This window comes from Psychrobacter pulmonis (genome assembly GCF_904846465.1).
GTDB lineage: Bacteria > Pseudomonadota > Gammaproteobacteria > Pseudomonadales > Moraxellaceae > Psychrobacter > Psychrobacter faecalis.
In genome coordinates this window covers 400,176-411,733 of record NZ_CAJHAT010000002.1, presented here as the reverse complement: position 1 = coordinate 411,733, position 11,558 = coordinate 400,176, and the positions used below count along the sequence as shown (strand labels likewise).

The 11,558-nt window shown below is 43.4% G+C and carries 8 protein-coding genes and 3 tRNA genes; all 11 read right to left on the bottom strand.

Features of this window, described 5'->3' with window-relative positions; translation table 11 throughout:
* Positions 1-183: 183 nt before the first annotated feature.
* The 11 genes from JMX70_RS05515 to JMX70_RS05465 all read right to left on the bottom strand — a co-directional run bounded on the left by JMX70_RS05515 (position 184) and on the right by JMX70_RS05465 (position 11,368).
* On the bottom strand, positions 184-987 hold the full coding sequence (locus JMX70_RS05515; RefSeq protein WP_201590248.1) for a ComF family protein: 804 nt from the start codon (positions 985-987) through the stop codon (positions 184-186).
* 27 nt (positions 988-1,014) lie between these two features.
* Entirely contained in the window at positions 1,015-2,460 is a 1,446-nt protein-coding gene (locus JMX70_RS05510; RefSeq protein WP_201590245.1) for a phospholipase A, read from the bottom strand.
* Between the two features lie 394 nt (positions 2,461-2,854).
* Positions 2,855-5,023, bottom strand: coding sequence for a cytochrome c biogenesis protein CcdA (locus JMX70_RS05505; protein ID WP_201590242.1), 2,169 nt, complete (start codon positions 5,021-5,023; stop codon positions 2,855-2,857).
* A gap of 77 nt (positions 5,024-5,100) precedes the next feature.
* Positions 5,101-5,661, bottom strand: coding sequence for a protein-disulfide reductase DsbD domain-containing protein (locus JMX70_RS05500; RefSeq protein WP_201590239.1), 561 nt, complete (start codon positions 5,659-5,661; stop codon positions 5,101-5,103).
* 275 nt (positions 5,662-5,936) lie between these two features.
* Positions 5,937-6,398, bottom strand: a complete 462-nt coding sequence (gspG, locus tag JMX70_RS05495; protein ID WP_320158250.1) for a type II secretion system major pseudopilin GspG — start codon at positions 6,396-6,398, stop codon at positions 5,937-5,939.
* 486 nt (positions 6,399-6,884) lie between these two features.
* The gene (gene gspF / locus JMX70_RS05490; protein ID WP_201590236.1) at positions 6,885-8,087 is read right to left on the bottom strand and encodes a type II secretion system inner membrane protein GspF; all 1,203 of its coding nucleotides are present in this window, start codon (positions 8,085-8,087) and stop codon (positions 6,885-6,887) included.
* Positions 8,088-8,166: 79 nt separating this feature from the next.
* Positions 8,167-9,234, bottom strand: coding sequence for a hypothetical protein (locus JMX70_RS05485; RefSeq protein WP_201590233.1), 1,068 nt, complete (start codon positions 9,232-9,234; stop codon positions 8,167-8,169).
* 354 nt (positions 9,235-9,588) lie between these two features.
* Positions 9,589-10,524 carry an AraC family transcriptional regulator gene (locus JMX70_RS05480; protein ID WP_201590230.1) on the bottom strand — a complete coding sequence of 312 codons (936 nt, stop codon included), beginning with the start codon at positions 10,522-10,524 and terminating at the stop codon, positions 9,589-9,591.
* 466 nt (positions 10,525-10,990) lie between these two features.
* A tRNA-His gene (locus tag JMX70_RS05475) sits at positions 10,991-11,066 on the bottom strand.
* Between the two features lie 39 nt (positions 11,067-11,105).
* Positions 11,106-11,182, bottom strand: a tRNA-Arg gene (locus tag JMX70_RS05470).
* A 109-nt stretch (positions 11,183-11,291) separates the two neighbouring features.
* Positions 11,292-11,368, bottom strand: a tRNA-Pro gene (locus JMX70_RS05465).
* Positions 11,369-11,558: the final 190 nt, after the last annotated feature.

Sequence of the window (11,558 nt, the reverse complement as noted above, 5' to 3'; positions counted from 1 at the left end):
TTGCTTAGTAACATGTTTAAACTAGCTTTCGTTCTAGCTTTATCTATGTGTAAAACTTTACTTAAATTTTATATTTATAAATATTTGATAAATATAAGAAAGTAGCCAAACCATACTAATAATATAAAGTTAAGATAATATATTAGCAACACAAGAGTAATTTTAATTGAACACGATAAATCTCTACGACTGACTACCATGTGCTAACGCATAGGCAGATAATTGATAACGGCTCGTGCTTTGAGGAGTATGATCTGTTGGTCTAAAAGATTGACCGTATAAGGTACGACCTAACGCTTGCAAGCTAGCACCTGTGGTTGCGACATCATCAAACAGCAGCAAGCGCTTAACGGGCGGCAATTCTCTTAAAGCAAAGGCATTGTCTAAATTAACTAACCGTTCAGCACGACTGAGCCCTTGCTGGCTGACAGTGTTATCGATACGTTCTACGCCTTGCCATAGTGGGATTTGCCAATGCTTAGAAAGCTGCGCGGCTAAAATACTCACCGGATCAAAACCGCGTTTTGTAAGGCGTTGATTGGTCGTCGGCATGGCAACAATGACGCTATTATCGCGATGGCAGCCCTGCGGTCTAGGTAACTGACGCAGGATATGGATCAATAATGGCAGCTTAGTCATATCTTCATGATGTTTAAAAGACCGAATCGCTTGCCGTATTGGGTAATCATAATACGTCGCTGCTTGAATAGAGAGAACAGTACCGGCTGCGATATCAACCTCGAAGGGTTTGGGTAGCCAAGTGGTACTGTTATGACAATGTGAGCAAAGCAAGCCGCTATCAAAACGGTTATTAATGTGCTGGCGTAATTTCGTAAAAAAGGAGTGATTATTAGGCGGAATTGCTGAGGAATGGTTTTGTGGCAGTTGAGATTGCGGTGTACTGCGATAAATACGACATAACTGACAGCGTACGTCTCCATACTCTGCCAGCCATAGTCCGCTTTGATAAGGCGCTAAACGGCGCATCTATCGATACCTATCGGCGCGTTTATCCTAAAAACCTTTCCAGTCATTTAGCACGATACCAAAACCAATCGAAGTATTTTCATGGTTATAATCAATAATAGATTCGCCATAACCTTGGAATAATTGAATATAGCCGTTAACGTTTTTAGATAATGGATAGACATAGTCGATTTGGGCAGCACCCTTGTTGGTACTCGGATTATAACGCAAGGTACCGCTTAGGCTTTGCTGCTCAGGCAAGTCATATAAGAACTTGATATCGCCATAGCCCATGTAATCTTCGATATCTGGATTGTCCTCACTGCTAGAGCTCTCGTTATTGACGCGCGCCCATAGACGCGGTATAACCGACAACTTGCCCCACTCTGCCCCTGCCATGAGATACGCACGATTCCACGAGCGTGATAATGGCTCATCTTGCCCGTTAGAGTGGTGGATTGCACCCGCACCCAACATGCGTAGACGACCACCAAAAGGCAAGTCGGCTGACACTGGCTGAGTCAAAAATATCTCTGGCTGATAGTCGGTCGCGCGAAATGGTCGCGAGTTGTCTTCGTTATACACTTGCCAGTGCGACTCTTGGGTATAACCAAACCATAAATCCGCACTGGTATCGAACAAATCTTCCATGACTTTAGTCTTTAAAGACAGCTGGAACTTTAGCTCAGTGTTGCGCGTGTCATTGGACGTTAACGGCTCGTCTGGTCTAGGTAGAGACGGTGTATTTGGGCCTAAATTGGGATCAAAGGTATAAAATAGCGGTAGTATATAGGTCGGACGGTACGGTCTAGCCGTCCACTTCCCGCGCTCACTGTTTTTATCCAAATCATAAGATAAACTTAGTGGGGTGAATTTTTCGATATCCGTTTGGGTGACACCCACGCTTTCTAATACCTCCGCTTCCCTTTGCGTCAATCCAACCGTATCCAAACTTTCGCCAACACCAGCTTCGTTATTTGCCGCAGTATTACTGTTTGCAGAAATAGTGGTGTTTTCTTCTACTAGGACAACTTGCGGATTACCAGCAAGGGTACTTTGTAGGGTTTTTGCCAAATCAACGGGTTGTTTAGTCGTGGTGTAGCTCGGCGTTTTACCTTGCTCAGCGACTTTATCAAAACAAGCCAAACGCGCACCACTGGTTTGCACTTGTGTACATTCATAAAACAGTCTTGCTTGCTCGGCGACAAACTCCTTACTAATCACCATGTCGCTTTGAGCCGCTGCATTTGGATTGACCACGCGCTTATTAACAACTTTTGCCGCCTCATCAGTATCATACTCAAATGCGATACTCTCTACCGGTAGCTCTTCATAGCTTTGAGTGCCATTAGCGGCGTTGGCTTGTAAGGTAAAACAAGCAAGCGCCGTCCCAACCGCCATGGTTAAATAGCATTTGGACCGCTGACTGTTATTATTTTTGCCTGCTGTGTTAAGCACTAAAGAGGGACGCTGCGGCGTAATAGGAGAAAACATAAGTGTCCTTTATCTAACTGGCATGCGTGCCAGCAGAGTCTATGAGATAATTGATATAACCATTAGCATGATTGCTAAAATAGAGTAAAAACCAAAGAAAACCAATAAATATGGACGTGTCAGGTAGCTATTACTTGTGGTAATGCGCCTTTCGCAATGTTGCTTTATTGTAATGAAAATAAGGGCACTATACTAGCGTTATTGCGAGCAAATACTGATGTAAATAATAAGGTAAGTAGCAAAGTAAGTAGTAATAAATAATGCTAAACCAAGGATTTAGCGTCTATGTTAAAAAGGCTATTTAGTAAGATTGAAAAAGCCAACGTCCTACTATCACAGGAAGTTGGCTTTTTAATGAGTAGAAATGACGTGGAATTTATCTACATTTAAACGATTAGTTTAGCGCGGTTAAGGTTTGCTCAAACGCTGCGCGCCCGATTTCACCCACTTGCTGATTGACCAATTGCCCGTCTTGATAATACAGCAATGCTGGCGGACCAAATAGTTTATAACGCGCTAAGATTGCTTTTGAATCCGCTGTAGTCTCTGTGATATCAAGTCTGACCAATTGCCAATCTTGCATTTGCGCAGGGCGATTATGAAATAAGTTTTTATCCATAATCCGGCACTCAATACACCATTCGGCGGTGACATCGACCAGCACTTTAGGATTGGCGGCGACAATAGCATCTAATTCAGCGAGCGTCGTGACCGTCTTATCGGTTGCATTACTGCTGGCTGGTTGACCAGCAGTCGTCTGCATCACTGGCGCGGCGCTTAATGACGCGAGCGGATGTAAGCTGTCGTCATTACCCAATGCGGCGCCGACGATTAAACACGTCGCCCAAATACCGGCGATTAAGCTTAGCGCTTGGGTCAACATTCGACCTTTACCTAGCCAGCTCCACGCCCACATCGCCACGACCATAAACCATAACGCCCACACTATCAGCATCACAGGCGAGATAAAGACGCGCTCAATTAATAACAACGCCACGGCAAACAGCAGTAAAGCAAAGCCTTGCTTGACCCAATTCATCCACTCGCCTGCTTTGGGCATGATTTTACCTTGGGTCGCGCCGATTAAAATAAGCGGCGCCGATAAACCAAAACCGAGCATAAATAAAGCGGCAAAGCCAAGTAATGGACTTCCAATCGTTGATACAGCAAGCAGCGCCCCAAATAAGGGTGCCGAAACACAAGGCGATACCACGAGTGCTGATAAGAATCCCGCAATTAAACTGCCGCCCGTACTACCAAGTTTGCTATCCCCTGCTTGGCTTAAACCCTGCATTTTACTACTGATGAATCTTGGCAGACGAATGCTAAATACGCCTAACATATAAAGGGCTAATAAGACAAAAACGATGGCAAAGGCAATTAAAATAATCGGATTTTGTAGCCAACCGATAATACCTAATGACTCACCAAATATAGCAATGACCGCACCCAAAATACCATAAGCGATAGCAACACCAATCGCATAACTGGTGGTCAAAATAACACCGCGTTTTACCGTTGGATTGTCTTCACGCGCGACGATATTGGCAACAATCGGTAGCATCGGTAATACGCATGGCGTCAATGCCAAGCCCAATCCTGCCAAAAATAATAACACCAATGCCAACCACGGATGCGAGGCTAAGCCAAAAGGGTCGCTATCAATCGCACTATCGCCAACAACGGTATTGTTTGTTGCAGCAGCATTATTTATGACGGCGTCATTGTTCGCTGCTTCACTTGTAACATTATCGCCTACAGCTTCTTCATCGGCACCAGAGATGGTATTGGTCGCACCAAGCTCTGTATCTAACGCTTCGTCATCTAACAATGCATAATCAATCACCTCGTCATCTGGCGTAGTTTGCTCTGTAGCAATATTATTGGTAACTGTCGCCTCTGTAGAGGCTTGCGCAGTTTCTGCATTGCTATTATTGCTCGCAGAATCTGTAGCAGTGCTACTTGAACTATTGGCTGCCGATTGTGAAGCAGCAGCGATATTGACTGTGGTTTTTATTTTCTCCGGTGGATAACATAGACCCGCTTTGGCACAGCCTTGCCAACCTATTGTCACGGCGGCATTATTTATCACCTTACCATTACTACTCAATATAGTGCTAGCAACCATATTGGCTTGGTCAAAGACCAATACTTGCCCAAAAGTTGGATCGTCGATGGAGACTGGCTTTTGGCTAAAGGTAAAAGGTGCAGCGCTCACGCCAGCAGGCAGCGTTAGCTTAATTTGGTCTCTATAAACATAGTGCTCAGGCGTAATGTCAAAGTTAATGGCTAAGCGCGTGCCATTATTGGTCGGTTTGCTGCTGCTGCTAACTTGAAACGCTTCGTTAACGGGTAAAAATTTCGGTTGGGTCGCGCTTTTATCACTGCTAAATAAATCACCCAATCCTGCCGCTTGCGATGCCACTGGCACGGCCGTCAGCCCAGTCGCTGCTAGCCCTGTCAATAATGAACCAGCGCTTAAAGCGAACGCCAACAGATAAGATTTTTTTGACGGTTTATTTTGCGTTAATGACAGAGACTTTTCTGCGCTCTTAAGGGACATGAAGGGCTACCTATTATTACCAAAATTCGAATTGACCAATTCACTGTCTGTATGGACTTTTCTATTTACATCATTATTTATTTACGAGCTGTGCCAATATTGACCGTGGTTTTAATTTTCTCGGGCGGATAGCATAAACCCGCTTTAGCACAGCCCTGCCAGCCGATGACAACGGGTACATTTTTGGCACCTTTACCATTATTGGTACTCAGGGTGGTGGTAGCGATGATATTTTTTTGCGTAAAAACAGGCACTTTCCCAAAGGTAGGATCATTAATAGAAATTGGCGACTGGCTAAAGCGAAATGGCGTCGCACTGATGCCCTTTGGAAAGCTTAGCGTCAGCTTGTCTTTATAAACGTAATGGCCGGGCGTAATATCAAAGGTAATCGATAACTGCGTGCCTTTAGACGTCGCTTTGGTAATATTATCTACTTTAAAAGCTTTATCGACCGGCAAGAACTTCGATTGTGCTGCATTGTTATTGCCAAACAATTCACCTAGCCCTGCTGCCTGCGCGCTCATTGAAATTGTTGATAAACCTGTCATCAACGAAGTGCTTATAAGCGCCATTGCCAATAGATGAGGTTTTTTAGCAAGGCGTTTATTGATAACTGGGGTGGCTGTTTTGATAAACATAAATAACTACCTTTGATAGCGGGTTTTAAAGGTTACTTTTAACAACTGTTTGTAATGACTTTTAATTAAAAAGGCTAAACGTATATGGTGGCCGTCTGTTTAGCATGGTACTTACTAACATAGTACTTATTTTATGCTTTCATAAAAAATATCAACCAATAAAGCCTTATTGGTTGATATATAGAAATTTTAACGCCGCTTTAATCAGTAAAGTGTTAGAAAACGCTATGTTGCTCAGCGCTAATCACTTTAATCTAATCACTTTAAATCGCAGCTTACAACTGAGCATAAATATCAGCATCTTGCCCTTCGCCGCCTTGCTGCCCATCAGCGCCTAATGAAAATAAATCATAAGGACGACCTTCGCTACCTGGCGCAACATATTGCAACTCGTTTTCCCAACCATCGGTCGGATAGCCACCTTTGATATAACCGCCATCGGGATAGTTTTTGGCGTCAGCAGGCGGTGTGGTTAGGGCTTCTAAACCTTGCACCGTCGTCGGATAACGTGAATTATCAACCTTATACATATCAAGCGCATTGGATACCGTTGCCAGCGCCGTTTCTGTGGTTTTGACGCGCGCTTTATCACTTTGTCCGACCACTTTTGGTACGACTAGACCTGCGAGAATGGCCAAAATCACAATCACTACCATAATCTCAATAAGGGTAAATCCAGACTGGCTATGAGACATTGACGGACGACCTTTCAGAGCAGCAGGCATATTTTTATTCATGTTTTCTGCCTGCAACTTATCGTCATTCCTAGCGTTTTTTGGCATGGTATCTACTTGCATCGTGTCAATTATAGTCATCGCTTTGGTCATCGCTTTTGGTATCAGGTGATATAACTAATGAATATGCTGTTCAGAGCGTTTTAGTGGGTTGGCTTTAGATTAATGAACCCTCAACCGTTTATCACTATAAACCATGCTTTTATTTTTATCCAGCGCTGCAATGGATTGTTATGAATATCTACTTTTATGGATACATGCCGTGAAATGTTGGATAACCGCTATCCTTTATACTAAGCAGTTTATAAGCAAAGCTTTTGACTGGCGCTTACTATAGCCTGATGATTGGCTGCGCTCTAGTAAAAACATACCGTTGTCAACAATCTACAACACTAAGCAAGGCTTAAGAAATTTAGCGGAAGCTTTAGCAAGATAAAGGTAATGGATTTTGAGCCAGCTACAGAGAAATTAACAAAGCTTAAGCGTTTACTAACCTGCCAAATCATTCATATTCACTATCGGTAGCATCACTGCCATGACAATAATCATGACCACCACGCCCATCAATACCAACATGAGCGGCTCAAGTAACGACAGCAAGGTGCTGATAAAGTTGGTCGCTTCGGCTTCTTGCATATTGGCGGCGCGGCTGAGCATATTTTCAAGCTCGCCTGAGTTTTCCCCACTTTTAATCATTTGCACCATCATTGGCGGAAAGTAGGTAGATTTTCCTAACTGACTCGATAAGCTTGAGCCTTCGGTGACTCTATCGGCTGCGGTGATAATGGTTTTTTGAATGTGTAAATTGGTCGTCACCGCCGCCCCTATATGCAGCGCTTCAATCAGCGGTACCCCTGAGCGCACCAATATCGCAAGCGTACTGGCAAAACGCGCCGCATTAAGCCCTTTTGATAAGCGCGCCAGTATTGGTAGTCTAAGTATCATACTGTCTATGGCTAATTTGCCTGTTTGGGTTTGGGCAAAGCGATAAAACAAAAACGCCGCGCCTGCCAATACCAGAAGCATCAACCACCACCACTGGGTAATGATGTTTGATAAGTTCAGGACGATTTGGGTAATCAGCGGTAGCGCTTGCTCCGATTGCTCAAAGACTTTGACAATTTTGGGCACCACAAAGCTCATTAGCCCCATAATGACCCCGACTGCCATCACCATCAGCACAATCGGATAGACCATCGCCCCTTGAATTTTCTTCTGTAGCGCAAAACGGTTTTCGGTGTAATCTGCCAATTGATTAAGGATTAAATCTAAATGACCAGACTTTTCGCCTGCCGCAATGGTGGCAATATAAAGCGGCGGAAAACTGGCGGCTTGTTGCAACGCCCGTGCTAAGCTTAAACCTTCTAGCACATGCGAGCGCACGGCCAGCATTAATGATTTAATATGGGTTTTTGGTGATTGTTTGGCGACGGCAGCCAGCGTTTCCTCTAAAGGAATACCGGCGGCAAGTAAGACCGATAATTGACGAGTCAGTAGGGCTAGTTCATAGGCGGATGGTTTTTTATAGCGGTTTTTACTTTGGCTTCGACGGTCGTTGACGGCGGTGACTTCAACCGGCGTCCATTGTTTGTCACGCAATTGTTGGCGAACTTGCCGCGCAGAATCGCCTTCAAGTAAGCCTTTTTGGACACTGCCATGGTCGTCTAACGCTTTATAATGATAAGCGGGCATAGCAGCAAATATCCTAAGGTGAGCAATTTAACATGCTGATAAACAGAAATCTTATAATAGATTTTAAAGAATAAATGTCTTAAAAAAGCGGCGTAGAATCACTGCTATCTGGCATTAAGCCTTGTAATAATAAAATATCTAGATGCTGTTGTTGCAATTTTTTATCAAAATCATTGACCTCAGCAATCAGCATGCGCTCGATACGCTTGTCACTGGCAAAGACGCTAAGGCGCGCGCAAATAACGGCCAATTGATAAATACGTTTTTTGCAATAACCATCCAAGCCTTGTAGCAACCTCACCATATGCGGCGTCTCAAGACTGGCGTATTCGTAGTCGCTCACGATCTGCGGAGCAAGGGCGGTAACCCCATAACTGATAGACAGATGGGCGCAAAAATAGCAGCTAAATAAGTAACCAACCACGTGTCCAATATAATAAGCGCGGTCATAGGTAAAACTGCTGACGCCAAAGTGCCCAAGCACATAACTGTTTAAGCTGCCTTGATCTACGATAGGTTTATCGTGTTTGAGCTTACCAACGGTAGGGAAACGCAGTGGATTATGACCATCTTGCGTCGTCAGCTGCCAACCAGCGGGCTGCTGCGCCGGCATATGACGGACGATATCTTCGATAATATCATCGACCACGTGCAACTGTTGCCATAAACGCTCTAGCCCATCGGTATCCATCAAACCACGTTTATCAAGCTGCTGCGCCAGTAAATATTGCTGATATTCTGCAAACTGCGTTTTTAGCGTTTGCACCAGATACGTAGGACGAGTAGCGGCGGAGGCCATATATAGCTGGCGTGTGCGCTCATGCTGACGACGATAAAGCGCTAACCGCTGCGTGGCGACATTGGTTTCGCTGCTGTTCGACTCACTGCTGCTAAGAGTATTTAGACTTGCTTGCTCAAAACCTGATTCAACATTTGACTCAGTATTTGATAACGTAAATAACGCGAGCAGCGCCGCTTTATCAAGCGCAGGCGTAATATTGGTTTTTTGCTTATTTTTTGCCGTATGCGGTTTGTTTCTCACTTTACCTTTTACGTCTTTTTTATCAGCGTTGGCTGTCGAAGTAGCGGACGCAGTAGTATGCTGGCTATTTGAAGTCACGGTTGGCTTAGCGGTCGGTTCAGTCATAAAATACCATTAGCTGTAAAAATAAACTTTGCCCAAGTTATCCTAAATGAATAGTCTATTAGCTTTTAAAACCAACTACTTACCGATAGCAGCCAGTAGACAGTGCCATAATATGCGCTAGAATCTCACTATGAAGCTTGGGCAAAACATGACTCTATAGTACCTTAACCTAAGTGCATTGTCAGCTAGCCATCGCCGAAATACTCAGTATCGAAATCAGTGATAAAGGTGGTGATAAGCAATAGCTATGGTAAAAAGCGGGAGTTTTAATTAATAATGAGCATCGAGCAAAAAAGCGCTAAAGCCGATAAATAGCCTGAGCGCTTTTAAAAAGGTATAGCAATTAACAGCTAATTAAGAGAGCGTTTGTTGTTGATACTGCTGCCGATAAGCTTTAGGTGAGATGCCGTAAACACGCTTAAACGCTTGGCTAAAGGTTGAATCCGAGGCATAACCAACCAAACCGCTAATACGGCTAATACTGTTTTGCTGCAAACGCAAATAACGCGCGGCCAAGCGTAAGCGATAATCCATCAAATAGGTCAACGGCGGTATACCAACGACCTCTTTAAAGCGCTGAGCAAAGCTTGAGCGCGACATCCCTGCTACCTCAGCGAGCTTATTAATCGTCCAATTTTCGCTTGGCATCTCATGCATTGCAACCAGCGCTTTGGTCAAAAACGGATCCTTCATCGCTTTTAGCCAATTTTCAGTGGCTTCAGGCAGACTTTCAATATATACCCGCAAGCATTCAATCATCATAATACTTGCCCAATGATTGATCACCGCGGTTTTACCCATGCGCTCGTGCTCAGCCTCTAGCGTCAGTAGCCTAATCTCGACATCAATCACCTCAAACCGGCCATCATCTTCATCATTAACTTCTGGCAGAATCGATGGCAGTACGGACAATAAAGGCCGAATCATCGCCTTATCATACTTACACTCGATTAATATCAATGACGCTTCAGAATCTCCGTCACCCTTCAAATCCAGCGTATGCTCTTTACAGCTCATCAATAACTCATCTAACGGCTGCGCCTCATCACTATGATAATTTAGCGCATAACTCACATGCTGATGCGCGCTTGGAATCATAATCATGTCACCGGCGCGCGTTTCTCGTGGGCCATTGCCGACGTCGATACAAAAACCACCCGACATCACCAAATAAAATAAAATCGTATCTTGCCTAGTGAGTGAATAAGACCAATTGCCCGTCACATTCAATCGATAATACTTCGTTTCGAATAAATGTACATTTTGTAGCAACACGCTTAGTGCGTCCATCCATCACTTCCTCAATCATTGGTAATTAATATAGAAAAATTTAAAAATAGAAACAAAGCACTGATGACTGCAAAATCTTTTAAAATAATGGGGCAAAAAATTTTATTTTTATTTGATAGGCATTTTATTTTGAATAAAATCAAAGCAAAAATATGAATAAGAATATCAAGTAAATGATTTAATGTGATAGCTTAATTGAACAAGGCTTAACAAATGATAGAACATTCGCGAGCCTATCTATCATAAGAAAAGAAGTGAAAAAAGGCTAGCAGATGCTTAGATAATTAAATGCCTAGGAAGTTTATAACTTATTAGAATTAAAACAGCAGGCTAGTTCGCATATCATCATAACTTAAAAAGTATGCATTGATATAAAACAAACAGGCACAAAAAAATGCCAGTAAAGGCAAGCAGTGTTATTTTGATATTTTTGAATTTAATGAGGAAGGAGATGCAGAATAAAATATGGGGCGACTGATGGGACTCGAACCCACGACAACCGAGATCACAACCCGGGGCTCTACCAACTGAGCTACAACCGCCATAACTATTGCCTGATAAGGCAAGATTGACAGGCTAAATGGTGCGCCTGGCAGGATTCGAACCTGCGGCCACCTCCTTAGAAGGGAGATGCTCTATCCAGCTGAGCTACAGGCGCTCTTAGAGGACTTTTATATATTTTGATTGGTTTATCATATCAGAAATAACTAACATAAAAAACTATATCATCATACATAAAAAAAAGCCTGTAAGGCTCTTTAAATAGATGGTCGGAGTGATAGGATTCGAACCTACGACCCTCTGGTCCCAAACCAGATGCGCTACCAAACTGCGCCACACTCCGAAATTCTCTATTATCTCGATAATTCGTTACTTAACTCGTTGTTGGTAATACCGCTAACTTGTTAATGTTCCTCGCTATCGAGGTGCACATATTAAGGGGTAAAGCCGATTGTGTCAACACCTATTTTTGATTATTTTAAAGAATCGTTAAATTCTTTCAAAAATACGCCTTTTTTATAAAAATGACGGTG

Coding starts and splice junctions, on each gene's coding strand:
- JMX70_RS05480 (WP_201590230.1), bottom strand. CDS start 10,524: ATGGACGCACTAAGCGTGTTGCTACAAAATGTACATTTATTCGAAACG.
- gspG (WP_320158250.1), bottom strand. CDS start 6,398: ATGAATAAAAATATGCCTGCTGCTCTGAAAGGTCGTCCGTCAATGTCT.
- JMX70_RS05505 (WP_201590242.1), bottom strand. CDS start 5,023: ATGTCCCTTAAGAGCGCAGAAAAGTCTCTGTCATTAACGCAAAATAAA.
- gspF (WP_201590236.1), bottom strand. CDS start 8,087: ATGCCCGCTTATCATTATAAAGCGTTAGACGACCATGGCAGTGTCCAA.
- JMX70_RS05485 (WP_201590233.1), bottom strand. CDS start 9,234: ATGACTGAACCGACCGCTAAGCCAACCGTGACTTCAAATAGCCAGCAT.
- JMX70_RS05515 (WP_201590248.1), bottom strand. CDS start 987: ATGCGCCGTTTAGCGCCTTATCAAAGCGGACTATGGCTGGCAGAGTAT.
- JMX70_RS05500 (WP_201590239.1), bottom strand. CDS start 5,661: ATGTTTATCAAAACAGCCACCCCAGTTATCAATAAACGCCTTGCTAAA.
- JMX70_RS05510 (WP_201590245.1), bottom strand. CDS start 2,460: ATGTTTTCTCCTATTACGCCGCAGCGTCCCTCTTTAGTGCTTAACACA.